This window comes from Nitratireductor soli (genome assembly GCF_001050155.1).
In the GTDB taxonomy this organism is placed as follows: Bacteria; Pseudomonadota; Alphaproteobacteria; order Rhizobiales; family Rhizobiaceae; genus Nitratireductor; species Nitratireductor soli.
The window spans coordinates 71,590-89,449 of record NZ_LFVY01000001.1 but is presented as its reverse complement, the minus strand read 5'-3'; the positions used below and the strand labels follow the sequence as shown (position 1 = coordinate 89,449).

The window sequence follows — 17,860 nt, the reverse complement described above, 5'->3', positions numbered from 1 at the left end:
GTGGGCATCTTCTCTCCCCGCCTGGGTTTGCGAGGAAACGCCTTCAGCAGGCAAACGGAACCCGGCGGCCGCCCGCATAGGCGCGCACCAGCGTCGCGCCCAGCAGATGCGCGCTGACGTCGATCCCTTCGCTGCTCCTCACATCGGCAAGCACGCGGCCATAATATTTGCCGCCGCTGATGGCGCTGATCGACACGTGTCCGGACCGCAACAGGCTTTCCAGCGCATCGCGCGCTTGAAGCGCGGCGATCTTCTCGGCCCGGCAGCGGCTGCGCATCTCCGGCGCGTCGACGCCGCGCACCCGCACGTTGATCGTGATGATCTGCCCCGGCCAGACAAGCGCCTCGGCCAGGAATGTATCGCCGTCGATCACCTTGAGCACGCGGGCTTCCACCGGTCCGGCAATCGTTTCGCGCCGCCCGGCCGCCGCCGGTTCCGCGCCAGCCGTCACAACGGCAAGCACAAGGCAGACAAGACGGTTTGAGTGGCGGCATTGCATGAGAGGAATATATTCCTCAAAACGCAATCCTGCAACCCCGGCTCAGAAATCGGCGGCGATGCCCTTCACTTCCCAGTCGCCATAGCGCGCCGGGTCGTGGCCGCCGCGGCCGCCCAGTTCCTTCGGTGCGCTGGCCGCCTGGCGTTCATAGGCCGCGCGCCGCGCGGCGGCCTCGGCCAGGGCGCGTTGCGCCGCTGCGGGAAGCGCCTTGGCAGACGCCGTATCGTTCGGTTCTGTTGCGTCGCTCACGATCAGCCTTTCGGTTCGGAAAACGGGATTATTGATTACACGAAGCGATGTTCCCATCATATAAGGCGATTGTTCGCGCGATTGAAGCTTTCTTGCCGCGCGAAACCTGGAGCCTGGACGACGATGAACACGATACGCACCGCGATGCTTCTGGCCTTCATGACGGCCCTGTTCATGGGGGTCGGCTTCATGATCGGCGGCACGGGCGGCATGATGATCGCCTTCCTCATCGCCGCGGCGATGAACTTATTCAGCTATTGGAACGCCGACAAGATGGTGCTGCGCATGCACCATGCGGTGGAGGTCGACGAGCGCAACGCGCCGGAATATTTTGCCATCGTGCGCGATCTGGCGGCCAATGCCGGGCTTCCCATGCCGCGCGTCTATCTCATCCAGAACGACCAGCCGAATGCCTTCGCCACGGGCCGCAACCCGCAGAATGCCGCCGTCGCCGCCACCACCGGCCTGCTGCAGCGCCTGTCCTATGAGGAAGTGGCCGCCGTCATGGCGCACGAATTGGCGCATGTGCAGCACCGCGACACGCTGACCATGACCATCACCGCGACGCTGGCCGGCGCGATCTCCATGCTCGGCAATTTCGCCTTCTTCCTCGGCGGCGGTCGCAACAACAACAACCCGTTCGGCTTCATCGGCGTGCTGGTGGCGATGATCGTCGCGCCGTTTGCGGCAATGATGGTGCAGATGGCCATCAGCCGCACCCGCGAATATTCCGCCGACCGGCGCGGCGCGGAGATTTGCGGCAATCCCCTGTGGCTTGCCTCCGCCCTGCAGAAAATCGCCGCGCGTGCCAAACAGGTCGTCAACCAGGATGCCGAGCGCAACCCGGCCACCGCGCACATGTTCATCATCAACCCGCTGTCGGGCCAGCGGATGGACAATCTGTTCTCCACCCATCCCGATACGGCCAACCGTGTCGCCGCCCTCGAGCAGATGGCGCGTGAGATGGATGCGCCCGACCCTGAGCCGGCGCCGCGCGGCACCGGTGGCGACGGAACCGCCAGGGACGAAGGCCCCTGGGGCGCCCGCCCGGCAAAGCCCGATGAACGGCCAAAAAGCACCCCCGGCGAACAGCGCTGGGGCCGCGATGCCAAAGGGCCGAAAGGCCCCTGGTCGTGAAGCGCGCCGCTGGCCGCGCGCAGGCACAAAGACCCCCCGAAAAGATCGCGGAGCCCGACAAGCCGGGCCTCGAGACCCGCCGCGTGGCCGCCAAGCTCCTGGCGGCCGTGGTCGATGCGCATGCCTCGCTCGACGGCCTTACCGACCCGGCCCACGGCCAGCCGAATTTCCGCGCGCTGGACCCGCGCGACCGCTCGCTGGTGCGCGCCATCCTGATGAGCGCCCTGCGCCATCGCGCCACCGTCGAGGCGCTGCTGGCAAAACGTCTCGACCGGCCGCTGCCGGCCAATGCCCGCGCCCTGTCGCACACGCTGCATGTGGCGGCGGCGCAGATCCTGTTCCTCGACGTGCCCGACAGCGCCGCCGTCGACCTGGCCGTGGCCCAGGCCAAGGCCGATCCCCGCCTGGCGCGCTTTTCCGGTTTGGTCAACGCCGTCCTGCGCAACCTGATCCGCGTCAAGGCACGTGCCCTGCCGGCAGCCCTTGCCCAGACCCGCGAGGCGCCCGACTGGTTTGCCGAACGGCTGGAGGCGGCCTATGGCGCCGAGAAGAGCGCGGCCATCCTGGCCATGCACCGCATCGAGCCGCCGGTGGATTTTTCCGTCAAGAACAACCCCGACCATTGGGCCGAGGCGCTCGGCGGCATCGTGCTTCCCACCGGCACGGTGCGCCTGGCGAAGCTGGAGGCCGGCGTCGACACGCTGCCGGGCTTTGCCGAGGGCGCCTGGTGGGTGCAGGATGCCGCCGCCGGCCTGCCGGCCAGGCTGCTTGGCGACGTTGCCGGAAAGCGCGTTGCCGATCTGTGCGCCGCGCCCGGCGGCAAGACGGCGCAACTCGCCCATGCCGGCGCGCAGGTCACCGCCGTCGATCTGTCGAAGAGCCGTTTGAAGCGGCTGGCCGAAAACCTCGCCCGCCTTGGGCTCGAAGCGACGATCGTCGAATCCGACATCCGCAAATTCACGCCCGACGCGCCGTTCGACGCCGTGCTGCTCGATGCGCCGTGCTCTTCCACCGGCACGGTGCGCCGGCATCCCGACGTGCCGTGGACGAAAACGCCTGAGGACATCGAAAAACTCGCCGTCCTGCAGCGCGCCCTGCTCGATCACGCGGTGACCCTGGTCCGACCGGGTGGCACGATCGTCTTTTCCAACTGCTCGCTGGACCCCGCCGAAGGCGAGGCGATGCTGGCCGCTTTCCTCGCCGAGACGCCGGGGATCGCCATCGATCCGGTCCTGCCCGAAGAGCTGCCGGGCACCGCCGCATTCATCACCCCGCAAGGGTTTCTGCGCACGACGCCGGCCGACCGTCTCGGCGAGGCGCCCCTCATGCACGGGCTGGACGGCTTCTTCGCCGCCCGGCTGCGGCGCGCTGGTTGATCCGCCCGGCATATTTCGCCTTCGCACAAACCGTTGAATCATTTAGACTCTCCGACGACGTGGGGGTCACCGGAAGAAAATCGCGGCCAGTGGACAGGATAAGGGGGCACGCCCCCCATCAATTGTGGGGACTTTTCGCGCGGCAGGCCTGGATGCGCCTGCGCCGCCGCTTGCGCGCGGGCCCGTCCTACCGCTGGCGCTATTCCGGCCGCACGCCCGAGCGTCTGCTGATCGCCCCGCCCGACCTGCGCCTGGCCGATGCGCAAGTGGCGCGCGACATCTATCATGGCCAGTTCCTGCTTGGCGGCCAGCTCGTCGAGACCGGCGGCCAATCGCCCTTCCAGGTGCCGGTGGGAAGCCATGCCTGGCAGGAATCGCTGCATGGCTTCCGCTGGCTGCGCCACATGCGCGCCGCCGAGAGCGAATTGGCGGCGGCCAATGCGCGCGCCCTGGTGGAAGACTGGATCGCCACCTATGGCAGGCGCATTTCCGGCACGCCGTGGGAGCCGGCGATCACCGCGCGGCGCATCATCTCCTGGCTGCAGCACTCCTCCGTCGTCCTGCAGGGAGCCGAACTGCCCTTCTATCGCCAGTTCCTGAAGATGCTTGCCGTGCAGATGCGCTATCTGCGCGCCATGGCCTCGGAGATGCCCGATGGCGAGGATCGGCTGCGCGCCCGCGTGGCGCTCGCTTTCTGCGCCCTCTCCCTGCCGACGCCGGCCGCCGCCCTGCGCGCCGCCAGCCGCAACCTGGCCTATGAGCTCGACCGGCAGATCCTCGCCGATGGCGGGCACATCTCGCGCAACCCGCGCGCGGTTCTGGAGCTGCTGGCCGATCTCCTGCCGTTGCGCCAGACCTACACCAATCAGGCCGAGCAGCCGCCGCAAGCGCTGGTCGGCGCGGTCGAGCGCATGCTGCCGGCGCTGCGCTTCTTCCGCCACCGCGACGGCAGCATCGCCCGCTTCAACGGCATGGGCATCACGCTCTACGACCGCGTCGCCGCAATCCTGCGCTATGACGACACCGACGGCGCACCGCTGCTGCACGCCCCCCATTCGGGCTATGAACGCCTGACGCTGGGCGCCACCACGGTGCTCGCCGACACGGCAGCCCCGCCGCCGCCCGACCTGTCGCATTTCGCCCATGCGGGCTGCCTCTCCTTCGAGATGTCGTCGGGCCGGCACCAGTTCATCGTCAACAGCGGCATCGACAGTTTCGGCGACGACAGCTACCGGCCGCTGGCGCGCACCACGGCGGCCCACTCCACCGTCACGCTGAACGACACCTCGCAGGCGCGCTTCAGCCTCTCCTCGCAATGGAACGAGCTGATCGGCACGCCGCTTCTGTCGGGTCCGCGCCGGGTCGAGTGCCGGCGCGACGATGGCGACGGCGTGCATCGCTTCATCGCCAGCCATGACGGCTATGTGGCGCGCTTCGGCCTGGTGCATGAGCGCGAACTCGCGCTGTCGCAGGGTGGAACGCTGCTCGAGGGGACGGACCGCATGTGCAGACCGGACGGCTCCCGCGCCACCGCGGTCGGCGGCGACGCGGTGGCGATCCGTTTCCATGTCCATCCCGACATCGACATCTACCGCGACCCGGAAGGCCGCCTGATCCTCACCGGCGAGGCCACCGACACCTGGCTGTTCACCGCCGAGGAGGCGGAGCCGGCGGTCGAGGAATCGATCTTCTTCGCTGGCCTCGGTGGCCCGAGAAAAAGCCGCCAGATCGTCCTCCATGCGGCTGCCTCGCAGCAGCCGGAGATCCATTGGCAATTCAGGCGAACCCACGCCATCAACGGGGATGGCTGACTATAGCATTTTGCAGTCAGGTGGAATCACCTGATGTCCGCATAAATGCGGAAAAACAAGAAGATGGACCTGCTCAGCGTTTCCATGAAACGCTGAGCGGGTCTAGTGGTCTGACCGAAACAGATGGTCCCCATCTGTTTCGATAAGTCAGCCCACAAGCTATTGATCTGGTGGGGCGATTTTTCCTAACAGATGGGTACCATCTGTTAGGATCGCACCACTAGGTAGCCTTGCACCTCGGCTGCGCACAGCCTGAGCGCCCTGGTTCCCTGTTCCGCCTTGGCCATCGCCATGGCGCCTGAATAGGCGGCGACCACCAACGCCGCCGCCGCTTCCGGGTCGAGATCGCCGCAAAGCCCGGCCGCCCGATCCTGGCGCAGCTTTTGTGCGATCGCCGCGCGCCAGCGCGTAAACAGCACGCCCAGCGCCGCGCGCATCTCATCATCCTGCGGCGAGAGTTCCATCGCCAGATTGTTCAGCGGGCAGCCGGAAACCTTTCCGTTCGCCTCCAGCGCGGCAATGACCGCGTCGAAGACCTGCCCGATGCCCTGCGCGGCGGTGTCGGCCGACAGCACCGGCTCGATCCAGGTCTCCTCGATCGCCTCCCTCACCGGCGCCTCGATCACCGCCAGCGCCAGCGCCTTCTTGCTCGGAAAATGATGCGAGAACGCTCCACCCGAGACACCGGCATCCGCCTTCAGGTCGTTGACCGCCGTTTCCCCATAGCCCCGCGTGGTGAAGGCGCGAAAGGCGGCATCGATCACCTTCTGTTTGACGCCGTCGGGATCGTTCGTTCGTGTCGTGCGCTGCGCCATGCCTGGACCTCGTTTGTCACGGCCAAACTAGCAGCTTGACAAAACAGGTCAATCATCCTGTTCTATGAACAGGACAACCATCCTGTTTTGAAGGACGCATCCATGACCAAGCAGAACCATGACGCAGCCGCGATTGTCGAACTGCGCCGCTACCGCCTGAAGCCGGGCGCCCGCGAAACCCTGATCGCGCTGTTCGACGGCGAACTCGTCGACCCGCAGGAAGAGGCGGGCATGACCGTGCTCGGCCAGTTTCGCGACATTGACGACCCGGACTGTTTTGTCTGGCTGCGCGGCTTCGCCGACATGCAGAAGCGGGCAGAGGCGCTCGGCCGCTTCTATGGCGGCCCGATCTGGGCCGCCCATGCGCAGGCGGCAAACGACACGATGGTCAACTCGGACAATGTGCTCTTGCTGCGTCCACAGACGCCGGAGGCCGAAGCAGCACTTTCCTCCGCTCAAAGGCCGAGGGAGGGGATGGGTGAGGCGCCGGCGGGCCTGATCGTCTGCACGATCTGCCATCTGGCGCCCGGCACGGGGCAGGCATGCGCCGACTTCTTCGAGAACCGGGTCCGGCCGCTGCTCGAACGGGCATCGGCGAAGGTGCTGGCGACGCTCGTCAGCGAAACCAGCCCCAACACGTTCCCCCGCCTTCCAGTCCGCGAAGGTGAAACGGTGTTCGTCTGGCTGTCGGGCTTTCGCGACATCCGCGATTATGCGGTCCATGCCGGCCGGCTGGCGCACATGGAGGAATGGGTGAACGGCGTTTTGCCGGATATGGAACGCCGCGTCTGGCGGCCGAACACGGTCGCCCGCCTCGTTCCCACCGGCAGGTCGCGCCTGCGGGGATAGAGCAATTCCAGGAAAAGTGGGAACCGGTTTTCCGCCCGGAATTGCGTAAAAACAAAGAGATAGAGCATTTGTGTGACTCGGAGAAAAGCAGAAATGCTCTAGAAGCGGCTACAGCGGCAGCGCGTCGGCCTGGAGGGCCGGCTTGGCCAACCGCGCATGGCCCGGCGTCTGGCCGGTGACCCGCTTGTAGGCCCGGCTGAAGGCCGCCTGCGAGGCATATCCGAGCCGCCGCGCGGCCACGTCGATCGGCATCTGGTCGCGGCCGATCCATTGCGCCGCCAGCCGCATCCGCAGGGCGGCGACATAGCGCAACGGCGTCGTTCCGGTCGCCGTGACGAACCGCTCGGCAAACGCCGAGCGCGAACTGCCCATTTCGGCGGCCATGTCGGCGACGCTCCAGTCACGGCCGGGATCGCGGTGCAGCGCGGCGATCACCCGGCCAAGCCGCGGGTCGCGCAGCGCCTCGACCCACCCGGTCGCGTCGCCGCAGCCGCATTCCACCCAGCCGCGGACGATCGTCGCGGCGACCACGTCGGCCAGCCGCGCCAGGATGCCGGCGGTTCCCGCGCGCTCGGTGGCCATCTCGCGCTCCATCGCCGCCAACAGGGGCATCATCTCCGGCTGCCGGCCGAGCAACGCGCCGACCGACATGATGTGCGGCATCAGCCCGACCAGCGGATGCAGCGTATCCAGTTCGAATTCCATCCGGCCGGTGAAGATCAGCACGTCCTTCGTGCGGCAGGTTTCCGGGGAATGATCCGTCAGCGCGCAGACGGTCGCGCAAAGCGGCGTCGTCACGAAACTTTCCATCGGACGCACCGGCGCACCGGGCGTCGAGACGATGGAGTGGCTGTCGCCGCGCGGCATCAGCACGGCATCGCCGCAGGCCAGGCTGATCGTCCCGCCCTCCAACGATTGCAGGTGGACATCGCCCGCCGCGATGAAATGAAACCGTGCATGGGAGGTCGAGGGGAAGCCGATGCCGAAAGGCGGCGCAAGGCGCAGCTTGCCGTAATGCGCGCCGCGCAGGCGCATCCCCATGAGCAATTCGCTCAACGGGTCGGTGCCCGGCTTCACCGCAGGAGTTTCGGAGTTTCGATCAATCATTCCGGAGAATATGACATGGATCGTCCGGCAGCGCCACCCATCTGAAGGCGACCGAAGGCACGATGGAGATTCCACGGATGAACGACACGACGATTGCAGATGCGGCCGGCGAGACAAAGCCGGCCTGGGGGGCCGTGGTTTCGATGAGCCTGGGGGTTTTCGGCCTGGTCGGCTCGGAATTCCTGCCGGCCAGCCTGCTGACCCCGATAGCGGCCGAGCTTGGCGTGACCGAGGGCATGGCCGGACAGGCGGTGACGACGACGGCGGCGGTGGCGCTGGTCACCAGCCTGCTGGTCACCGCCGTGACGCGGCGGATAGACCGCCGCACCATTCTTGTCGGGCTTTCGGTCCTTCTGATCCTGTCGAACCTGCTGGTGGCGATGGCGCCCAACCTGCCGTTGCTGCTGGTCGGACGGATCGCGCTTGGCGTCGCGCTTGGCGGCTTCTGGACCTTGTCGGCGGCAACCGTGATGCGGCTCGTCCCCGAGCGCCAGGTGCCCCGCGCCCTGTCGATCCTGTTCACCGGCGTCTCGGCGGCGACCCTTTTCGCCGCGCCCGCCGGCAGCTATCTGGGCGATCTGATCGGCTGGCGCGCGGTGTTCCTCGCCGCCGCCGGGCTGGGCGTCCTGGCGCTGGTCACGCAGTTTGCCGCGCTGCCATCGCTGCCGCCGCGCGGCCAGTCGCGCTTCGGTACGATCGTCGAGGTGCTGTCCCGGCGCACGGTCGGCATCGCCATGGTGGCGATCCTGCTGGTCTTCACCGGCCATTTCGCCTTCTTCACCTACATCCGGCCGTTCCTCGAAACCGTCACGCAAGTCGGCGTGACCGGCGTGTCGGCCATCCTGCTCGGCTTCGGCATCGCCAATCTCGCCGGCAATTATCTCGGCGCGTTCCTGCTCGAGCGCTCGATGCGGTTCACCCTGACCATCATGCCGCTCGTCATGGGCACATTGGCGCTCGCTCTCTCCAGCGCCGGCGGCAACGTCGCCCTCGACGCCGCCATGGTGGCGGTGTGGGGATTGGCCTTCGGCGCCGTGCCGGTCGCCTGGTCGACCTGGATCACCCGCGCCGTGCCCGACGAGACCGAAAGCGCCGGCGGCCTGTTCGTCGCGGCCATCAACATGGCCATCGCGACGGGTGCCGCCGCCGGCGGCTTCATCTTCGACACCACGGGGATCGAGAGCGTCTTCGCCGTCAGCGGCGCCGTGCTCATCGTCGCGGCGGTCACCATCCTGACCGTGGTCGCCACGCGGCCGGCCACTGAGCCAGCCTGACGGGAAGCGGTCATGCGGGCGGCGGCAAATGCCGCCCGTCATCATCCCGGCTTTGGTTCAGCGCTCCCGCCGGAACATGAACGAAGCGGCGATCCGCTCCATGCCCGCACGCTCATAGAAGCCGACGGCTTCGGGCACCGACACCAGCACCAGGGCAACCTCGGGCCCAAGCAGCCGCCGCGCCTCGGCCAGCAACCCCTGGCCGATGCCCAGACCCTGCGCCGAACGGCTGACGGCCAGTTCCGGCACATAGGCGCACCACGAGAAATCCGTCACGCAGCGGGCGACGCCGACAAGGGGTTTTCCCGGCGCGTCGCGCCTGGCCGTCACCACCATGTTCGCGCCGGCCAGCATGCGGCCAAGCCGGTCCTCATCCACCGGCCGGATCGCGCCAAGACCGGATTCCGCCAGCACCTGGCGGAATTCGGCGACGGAAAGATCTGTTTCCCTGGCGTAGAGAATGTCCCGCTTCGTGCCCATGCGCCGAGAGTGCCGGTTTGCCGGCGGATTTCAAGCGCTTTCGTCGGCAAATTCGCCTCTGCCCGCCCGGCGCGCTTGATTTGCACCCCGCCTCCCGGTACCTCCCCTTCCATCATCCCCCACCGGAGCCGCCCCGCCATGTCCGTCGCCGCGAAAAACATTCCCGCACCCGATCTCGTTCCCGTCCGCCGCGCCCTTCTGTCCGTGTCCGACAAGAGCGGCATCGTCGATCTGGCCCGCGCCCTGTCGGGCCGCGACGTCGAGATCGTCTCCACCGGCGGCACCGCGGCGGCGCTGGCGAAGGAAGGCATCGCCGTGCGCGACGTGTCCGAGCTGACCGGCTTTCCCGAGATCATGGACGGCCGCGTCAAGACTTTGCATCCGGGCGTGCATGGCGGCCTGCTCGGCATTCGCGACGACGCCGAACACGCGGCGGCGATGAAGACGCACGGCATCGCGCCGATCGACCTTCTGGTGATCAATCTCTACCCGTTCGAACAGGTGCGCTTCAGCGGCGGTGACTATGCGACGACGGTGGAGAACATCGACATCGGCGGCCCCGCCATGCTGCGCGCCGCGGCCAAGAACCATGCCTATCTGGCCGTCGTGACGGAACCCGCCGACTATCAGCGCATCCTCGATGCGCTGGCCGAGAACGACGGCAGCCTGCCCTATCGCCTGCGCCAGGAGCTGGCGGCCAAGGCCTTCGCCCGCACGGCGGCCTATGACGCGGCGATCTCCGGCTGGTTCGCAGAGGCGCTGCAGATCGAGGCGCCGGCCTTCCGCGCCGTCGGCGGCAGGCTCAAGGAAGTGATGCGCTACGGCGAGAACCCGCACCAGACGGCCGGCTTCTACGTCACCGGCGAGGCGCGCCCCGGCGTGGCCACCGCCACGCAGCTCCAGGGCAAGCAGCTCTCCTACAACAACATCAACGACACGGACGCCGCCTTCGAACTGGTGTCCGAGTTCGCGCCGGAGCGCTCGGCCGCCGTCGCCATCATCAAGCATGCCAACCCCTGCGGCGTGGCCGAGGCCGCGACCCTGCGCCAGGCCTATGAGAAGGCGCTCGCCTGCGACCCCGTCTCGGCCTTCGGCGGCATCGTCGCGCTGAACCGTCCGCTCGATGCGGAGGCGGCGACCGAGATCGTCAAGACCTTCACCGAGGTAATCATCGCGCCGGAGGCGAGCGAGGAAGCGCGCGCCATCGTTGCCGCCAAGAAGAACCTGCGCCTGCTCGTCACCGGCGGCCTGGCCGACCCGCGCGCGCCCGGCACCTTCGTCAAGACGGTGGCCGGAGGCCTGCTCGTCCAGTCGCGCGACAATGGCGTGGTCGACGATCTCAATCTGAAGGTGGTCACCAAACGCGCCCCGACCGACAAGGAGATGGCCGACCTGGTGTTTGCCTTCCGCGTCGCCAAGCATGTCAAGTCGAACGCCATCGTCTATGTCAGGGACGGCGCCACGGTGGGCGTCGGCGCCGGCCAGATGAGCCGCGTCGATTCAGCCCGCATCGCCGCCCGCAAGGCCGAGGACGCGGCGGAGGCCGCCGGTCTCGCCGAGCCCTTGACCAAGGGTTCGGTCGTTGCCTCCGACGCCTTCTTCCCCTTCGCCGACGGCCTGCTCTCGGCAATCGAGGCGGGCGCCACCGCCGTCATCCAGCCGGGCGGCTCGATGCGCGACGACGAGGTGATCGCCGCCGCCGACGCGCACGGCATCGCCATGGTCATGACCGGCATGCGGCATTTCAGGCATTAAGGAGAAGCCAAGCCGGATTCTTCGCTTCTCCAATGCTGGTGTGCGGCATCCCGCCCTCGTGGTTCGGCAGGCTCACCATGAGGGCTAGCCTTGGCGGCAAAAGCAGACGGATAGCAACCGGCAGAAGCGCCGCCTTGCCTTTATCCTCATGGTGAGCCTGTCGAACCACGAGGATAAAGGCACCCACCCGCCTGAATTCATCTTCCCTCAGCGCTTTCCGCCACCTCCTGGTGCCGGCTCTTGACGAACGGCATCAATACCAGCCCGATCAGGAACAGCGCCAGGATCGGCGTCACGCCGAGCCGTTGCGCGTCCTGCGTCGACAGGCCGAAGGCCTCCGAAGCGAAATAGCCCGTAGCGAGCGCGATGGCGAACGGCCCGATGAAGCTCGTCGCCTTGCCTGACAAGGCATACAGGCCGAAGGCTTCCGTCACACGCTCGCGCGGCACCTGGTCGACCAAAAGCGTCCGGGAGGCGGCCTGGATCGAGCCGCCCGCCGCCCCGATGAAGGCCCCGGCGACGAAGAAGGCGATGTCCGGCAGGCTGGTTGCGCCCGACAGCTTGACGAACAGGATTTCTTCGCGCGTCGTCGAGATGACCAGCAACGCGCACGCCGTCAGGACGATGATCGACAGGCTGACCACCGTCTTCGGCCCGAACGCCTTGTCCATGCGCCCGCCGAGCCATGCGCCGAGCGCCCCGGTGACATTGGCCAGGATGCCGAACAGGCCGATCTGGGTGATCGACCAGGAGAGCACCCCTGCCGCATAGATGCCGCCGAAGGCATACAGCGCGTTGAGCGCATCGCGGTAGAACATCGACGACAGCAGGAAGCTGAAATAGCTGCGCTCGCCGGGCAAGCGGCGCAGGGTTTCGCTGAGCCGCCGCAGCCCCTCGCGGATCGCCCCGGTGGCGGCCTTGCGCCGCGCCACGTCCGGCGTGAACAGGAACATCGGCAAGACGAACAGCGCATACCATAACGCCGTCAGCGGTCCCGCCGCGCGGTCGCCCTCGCGCATCGCCGCGTCCAGGCCGAAAACCGGCTGCAGGCCGAGCAGCGTCCGCCCCGTGTCGGGCTGCGCCGACATGAAGCCGAGCACCAGCACCAGCGACAGGAGCCCGCCGACATAGCCGAGCCCCCAGGCGGACCCCGACAGCCGCCCGAGATCCGAGCGGGGAACGAGGTCGGGCATCATCGCATTGTTGAACACGGCGGCGAATTCCATGCCGAACACGGCAAGCGCCACGGCAATCAGCACCAGCGTCACGTGCCCCGCCCCCGGCAGGGCGAACCATAAGGAGGCGCAGGCGAGAATGCCGATCACCGAAAAGACGAAAATCCACGGCTTGCGCGGCCCGGTGGCGTCGGCGATGGCGCCCAGCACCGGCGAGGAGAGCGCGATCGCCAGCCCGCCGATCCCGGTGGCCAGCCCCCACAGTTCCTGCCCGCGCGCCGCGTCGGGCGCAACCGCCGAGGCGAAATAGGGCGCGAAGACGAAGGTGATGATCAGCGTGTGAAACGGCTGCTGCGCCCAGTCGAACAGCATCCACCCCCAGATGCCGCGGCGGGGAACCGCTGGTGGTGCGGATTGATGTTCCGTTTCTCCCACGGCGGTGGCGTCAGACACTCAGATCGCTCATCAGGCCCGAAGCCACCGTCAGCCGCGAGACGGTGATCTCGCCGCCTTCCACCAGCGACTGCAGCCGCTCGCGCACGCGCACCACGTGTTCGCCGCCGGCCTCCACCCAGCGCTCGGCCGGATCGTCCGTCTTGCCATGGTCCGACAAGGCGGCGATGGTCATGCCGCGCCGGGCGGCGCTGATCATGTCCATGGCGCGGAACAGGGCCAGCCCGTCATAATAGTCGGTCGGCACGATGGCGTTGGCCGCTTCCTCGATGCGGCCGATACGGAAGACGTCCATGATGCCGAAGAAGGCGTGCGCCGCCTTGGAAAGATCGGCGCCCGACTTGTCCGCCACCAGCGCGATGTCCGGAACCATCTCCGACACTTCCAGGAAGGCGAGCCGCTCGGCGAGCGTGTCCGGCGTTCCGGCGCTGACGAGCTGCCCCTGCCGCGACGACAGATGCTCGCGGATGACCGCCGGCAGCATCGCCGCCATCGTCGGCTCAAGTGCTGCGCGCGCCTTGCGCAACCGCTCGACCCGCTCGCCGAGCGGCGCATGCGCCGTCTCGTTCTTCAGCTGCCAGGAGGTCGCCGAATAGATCAGCCGCCAGATGCCCTGATACAGTTCGAGCTGCGCCATGCCGTCGATCTTGTTGTCGAGCGCATCGATCGCCGCATACAGCGCCGGCAGTTCGAACCCTTCGCGCACCACGGTGAAGGCGGCGACGATGTCGGCCGCCGGACGGCCCGTCACGTCCTGCAGGCGGGTGACGAAGCTTGGCCCGCCCCGGTTGATGATGTCGTTGGCAAGCACCGTCGCCACCACCTCGCGCCGCAGCCGGTGACCACGAATCTCGGCTTCGTACTTCTTGGCCATCCGCGCGGGGAAATAGTCGAGCAGGTCGACGTCCAGATGCGGCTCGTCCGGCACTTTGCTGGCGACGATCTCGTCGAACAGCACGATCTTGGCATAGGCCAGCAGCACGCCGATCTCGGCCCGCGTCAGCGGCTCGCCGCGGCTCTCGCGCTCGGCCAGTTCCTGCGGGCCGGGCAGGAATTCCACGGCCCGGTCGAGCAGGCCGCGCTGTTCGAACAGCGTCATCATCCGCGCCTGGTGCGGCAGCTCGGTGATGCCGCGTTTCTCCACCTGCGAGATGGCCAGCGTCTGCTGGTAGTTGTTGGCCAGCACCAGCTCGGCCACTTCCTCGGTCATCTCGGCAAGCAGCTTGTCGCGCGCCGGCCGCGCCAGCGAGCCGCCGCGCATCGCCGCCGCCAGCGCGATCTTGATGTTGACCTCCACGTCCGACGAGTTCACCCCGCCGGAATTGTCGATGGCGTCGGAATTGCAGCGGCCGCCCTTCAGGCCGAATTCGATGCGCGAGAGCTGCGTGACGCCCAGATTGGCGCCCTCGCCGATGACCTTGGCGCCCACCTCGCGCGCGGTGATGCGGATCGGGTCGTTGGCCCGGTCGCCGGCGTCCTGGTTCGATTCGGAACTGGCCCTGACATAGGTGCCGATGCCGCCGAACCACAGGAGATCGACCGGCGCCTTGAGGATCGCCGTCATGATCTCGGTCGGCGAGGCGGTCGTCTTGTCGAGGCCGATGGCCTCGGCCGCCGGCTTGCTCAGCGTGATCGACTTCTGCGCCCGCGAGACGATGATGCCGCCCTTGGACAGCTTCGCCGTGTCGTAGTCCTGCCAGCTCGAGCGCGGCAGGTCGAACAGCCGCTTGCGCTCGGCATAGGAGATCGCCGGATCGGGATCGGGATCGATGAAGATGTCGCGATGGTCGAAGGCGGCGATGACCTTGGTGAAGGTCGAAAGCAGCATGCCGTTGCCGAACACGTCGCCCGACATGTCGCCGACGCCGACCGCAGTGAACGGCTCGGTCTGGATGTCGCGGTTCATCTCGCGGAAGTGCCGCTTGACGGCCTCCCACGCACCACGCGCGGTGATGCCCATCTTCTTGTGGTCGTAGCCGGCCGAGCCGCCCGAGGCGAAGGCGTCGTCGAGCCAGAAGCCGTGCGCCTGGCTGATGCCGTTGGCCGTGTCGGAAAACGTCGCCGTGCCCTTGTCGGCGGCGACGACGAAATAGGGATCGTTGACGTCATGGCGCACCACGCCCCTGGGCGGCACCACCGTGTCGCCGTCGAGATTGTCGGTGATCGACAACAGGCTGGAGATGAAGTTGATGTAGGCTGCCCGCCCCGCCTCGAACACCTCCTGCCGGCCGCCGCCCGCCGGCAGTCGGCGCGGGAAGAAGCCGCCCTTGGCGCCGACCGGCACGATGACGGCGTTCTTCACCTGCTGCGCCTTGACCAGACCCAGCACCTCGGTCCGGTAGTCCTGCGCCCGGTCCGACCAGCGCAGGCCGCCGCGCGCCACCGGGCCGAAGCGCAGATGGACGCCCTCGACCTCGGGGCCGTAGACGAAGATCTCGCGCCAGGGGCGCGGCTGTGGCAGGCCGGTGATGGCGCGCGAATCGAACTTCAGCGCCAGCGAGCGCACCGCGCCCTCTTCCTTCGGCGCGAAATGGTTGGTGCGCAGCGTCGCTTCGACCAGGTTGAGGAAGCGGCGGATGATGGTGTCGTCGTCGAGGTTCGGCACCTGGTCGAGATCGGCCTCGATCGCCGCCTCTATGGCGCGCGCTTCGTCATCGGCCTTCTTGTCCGCCGCCTTCTTCGGGTCGAAGCGGACGACGAACAGCGAAAACAGCTTCGCCGCGATGTGCGGATAGCGGTTCAGCGTCGCGGCGATGAAATCCTGGCTCTGCGGAATGCTCGCCTGGTGCAGGTAGCGGCTGTAGGCGCGCAGGATGGCGATCTCGGCGACACGCAGCCTGGCCGTCTGCGCCAGCGCATTGAGCCGGTCATTGTCGTGCTCGCCGTGCCAGACGGACAGGAACATCTCCTCGAACAGCGCCCCGTTGTCGGCGAGGTCGATCGCGCCGGCGAAGGCGTTCTCCAGCTCCATGTCGTGGATGAACACCTGCGCCGTGTCGCTGTCGTCGCCGTCGCCGACCTCGAAGGTGCGCTCGCTGATGACGCGGAAGCCCATGTTCTCCAGCAGCGGCACGCGCTCCGTCAGCGGCACCGGCGTGCCGTGGTGATAGATTTTCAGCGCCGCCTGGCCGGCGTCCTGGTCCTCGTGGCGATGGAAATCGATGGCGATCGGATTGCCCGCCGAAAGAGCCTCGATGCGCGCCGCGTCGGTCAGCGCGGTCTCCGCGGAGAAGCCGTTGCGGTAACTCTCGGGGAAACCCGCCGCCACCTGGGCGAGGCCCGTCGCCGCGCCGGTCCGCTCGACTGCTTCCTGCAGCGCATCGTCCCAGTTGCGGACGATGCCGCGGATGGTGGCTTCCAGCATTTCCGTCTCGACACGCGGCGTCTTGCCGCCGGAGCGGCCGATGATGAAATGCACGCGCGCCAGCGTGCCCTCGGGGAATGCCGGGTAATAGGCTGACAGCCGGCCCTGGAAGGCTGTCTTCAGGTAGTTGCCGATGGCGACGCGGGCCTGCGAATCGTAGCGGTCGCGCGGCACGAAGACGATCACCGAGACGAAGCGGTCGAACTGATCGACCCGGTACAGCGCCCTGACGCGCGGCCGCTCGCCCAGCGCCAGGATCGCCTGGGCGTGCTTGCGCAGGATCGGCACGCCGATCTGGAACAACTCGTCGCGCGGATAGGATTCCAGCACGTTGATCAGCGCCTTGCCGGAATGGTCGGTGGAGGCGAAGCCGGACTTGGCAATCACTGCCTCGGCCTTCGAGCGCAGATACGGGATCTTCATCACCGAGCGCGTGTAGGCGGTCGAGGTGAACAGGCCGACGATGCGCAGTTCGCCCGTCAGCTTGCCTTCGGGGCTGAACGTCTTGACGCCGATATAGTCGAGATAGGCGCGCCGGTGGACCACCGACTTGGCGTTCGCCTTGGTGACGATCAGCGGGTCCGGCCCATGCAGGAAGGCGCGGATCTCCGGCGTCGTCGAAACCGCTTCCTTGCCGCGCCGCAGCACCAGCACGTCGGGATCGGCGAGGATGCCGAGCCCCTTCTTGTCGGCCCGCTCCAGCATTCCGTTCTTCTCGCCGCCCGTGTAGAGGAACTCGCGCATGCCGAGGAAGGTGAAATTGTCGTCGCGCAGCCATTCGAGGAAGGCGATCGTCTCGGCGACGGCATCCCTGTCGAGCGGCACCGGCGCGTAGCGCAGCTCGGTGATCTCCTGGTCGAGCCGCGCCAGCATCGGCTTCCAGTCGGCGACGGCCGCCCTTGTCTGCTTCAGCGTGTTGGCGAGACGCGCGTCCAGTTCCTTGCACTGCTGGTCGGACATTCTTGGCAGGTGCACATGGATCAGGCTGACCTTGTCGAGCCCGGCGGCATGCTTGGTCGTCGCCGCATCGCCGGCGATCTCCTCGACGCCCTTCTTGCCGTGCCGCACCATCAGCACGGGATGCAGGACCAGCGTCGGCTCGCCGCCCGCCTCGCTGAGCTCGCTCAGCACCGAATCGAACAGGAACGGCATGTTGTCGTTGACGACGGTGACCGCCGTGATGGAACGGCCAAGCCGCTCGATGCCGGTGTCGTTGTCGATGCGCAGCACGCTCGCGCCGGAGTGATGCGCCTCGATCGCCGCCGCCGCAAGCTCGGCCGCCTTGTGCAGCGCGGCATCGTCATAGGATTGCAGATCCTCGGCAGGTGCACGCGATTGAAAAAGCTGCAGCAGGCACTCGACACTTCCGGTTCCGCCCTTGGACCTGCCCGTTCTTGCGGTTTTGGAGGTCTTTGTCTTGGCAGCCATGCCGAATGTCCCCGTTTGGTTGTCCGAACTGGCTTATCGTATTCAGACGAAAGCAATTTGACGACCCGTCATCGCACCGTGCAGGCTG

At 67.4% G+C, this 17,860-nt stretch carries 13 protein-coding genes; 6 read left to right on the top strand and 7 right to left on the bottom strand.

The window, feature by feature from the left end; genetic code table 11:
* Window positions 1-43: 43 nt before the first annotated feature.
* Together AB843_RS00445 and AB843_RS00440 are read right to left on the bottom strand one after the other, a co-directional pair.
* A complete protein-coding gene (locus AB843_RS00445; RefSeq protein WP_048644819.1) occupies window positions 44-499 on the bottom strand; it encodes a thermonuclease family protein in 456 nt (151 codons plus the stop codon).
* A gap of 42 nt (window positions 500-541) precedes the next feature.
* Complete coding sequence (locus AB843_RS00440; protein WP_048645164.1) at window positions 542-748, bottom strand: DUF1674 domain-containing protein; 207 nt, start codon at window positions 746-748, stop codon at window positions 542-544.
* A gap of 123 nt (window positions 749-871) precedes the next feature.
* On the opposite strand from AB843_RS00440, the gene htpX reads away from it, so the two are divergent.
* The 3 genes from htpX to AB843_RS00425 all read left to right on the top strand — a co-directional run bounded on the left by htpX (window position 872) and on the right by AB843_RS00425 (window position 5,072).
* Complete coding sequence (gene htpX, locus AB843_RS00435) at window positions 872-1,885, top strand: zinc metalloprotease HtpX (RefSeq protein WP_048644818.1); 1,014 nt, start codon at window positions 872-874, stop codon at window positions 1,883-1,885.
* A complete protein-coding gene (gene rsmB / locus AB843_RS00430) occupies window positions 1,876-3,261 on the top strand; it encodes a 16S rRNA (cytosine(967)-C(5))-methyltransferase RsmB (RefSeq protein ID WP_048644817.1) in 1,386 nt (461 codons plus the stop codon). Before htpX ends, rsmB begins: the two co-directional genes overlap by 10 nt.
* 152 nt (window positions 3,262-3,413) lie before the next feature.
* Window positions 3,414-5,072: a heparinase II/III family protein gene (locus tag AB843_RS00425; RefSeq protein WP_048644816.1), complete on the top strand. Its 1,659-nt coding sequence runs from the start codon at window positions 3,414-3,416 to the stop codon at window positions 5,070-5,072.
* A gap of 206 nt (window positions 5,073-5,278) precedes the next feature.
* Here the strand turns inward: AB843_RS00425 and AB843_RS00420 are convergent, their stop codons facing one another.
* On the bottom strand, window positions 5,279-5,887 hold the full coding sequence (locus tag AB843_RS00420; RefSeq protein ID WP_048644815.1) for a TetR/AcrR family transcriptional regulator: 609 nt from the start codon (window positions 5,885-5,887) through the stop codon (window positions 5,279-5,281).
* Between the two features lie 102 nt (window positions 5,888-5,989).
* On the opposite strand from AB843_RS00420, the gene AB843_RS00415 reads away from it, so the two are divergent.
* Entirely contained in the window at window positions 5,990-6,736 is a 747-nt protein-coding gene (locus AB843_RS00415; protein WP_053086078.1) for an NIPSNAP family protein, read from the top strand.
* Window positions 6,737-6,844: 108 nt separating this feature from the next.
* Here the strand turns inward: AB843_RS00415 and AB843_RS00410 are convergent, their stop codons facing one another.
* The gene (locus AB843_RS00410) at window positions 6,845-7,792 is read right to left on the bottom strand and encodes an AraC family transcriptional regulator (protein ID WP_280136272.1); all 948 of its coding nucleotides are present in this window, start codon (window positions 7,790-7,792) and stop codon (window positions 6,845-6,847) included.
* A 128-nt stretch (window positions 7,793-7,920) separates the two neighbouring features.
* Here AB843_RS00410 and AB843_RS00405 point away from each other — a divergent pair, with 128 nt between their 5' ends.
* Complete coding sequence (locus AB843_RS00405) at window positions 7,921-9,117, top strand: MFS transporter (protein WP_048644814.1); 1,197 nt, start codon at window positions 7,921-7,923, stop codon at window positions 9,115-9,117.
* A gap of 57 nt (window positions 9,118-9,174) precedes the next feature.
* On the opposite strand, the gene AB843_RS00400 is transcribed toward AB843_RS00405, so the two are convergent.
* Window positions 9,175-9,597, bottom strand: coding sequence for a GNAT family N-acetyltransferase (locus AB843_RS00400; protein ID WP_048644813.1), 423 nt, complete (start codon window positions 9,595-9,597; stop codon window positions 9,175-9,177).
* A 138-nt stretch (window positions 9,598-9,735) separates the two neighbouring features.
* Between AB843_RS00400 and purH the strand changes: the two genes are divergently transcribed.
* Window positions 9,736-11,352, top strand: a complete 1,617-nt coding sequence (gene purH / locus AB843_RS00395) for a bifunctional phosphoribosylaminoimidazolecarboxamide formyltransferase/IMP cyclohydrolase (RefSeq protein WP_048644812.1) — start codon at window positions 9,736-9,738, stop codon at window positions 11,350-11,352.
* A 197-nt stretch (window positions 11,353-11,549) separates the two neighbouring features.
* Here purH and AB843_RS00390 read toward each other — a convergent pair whose 3' ends face one another.
* Entirely contained in the window at window positions 11,550-12,899 is a 1,350-nt protein-coding gene (locus AB843_RS00390; RefSeq protein WP_244467875.1) for an MFS transporter, read from the bottom strand.
* 73 nt (window positions 12,900-12,972) lie between these two features.
* A complete protein-coding gene (locus AB843_RS00385) occupies window positions 12,973-17,772 on the bottom strand; it encodes an NAD-glutamate dehydrogenase (protein ID WP_048644810.1) in 4,800 nt (1,599 codons plus the stop codon).
* Window positions 17,773-17,860: the final 88 nt, after the last annotated feature.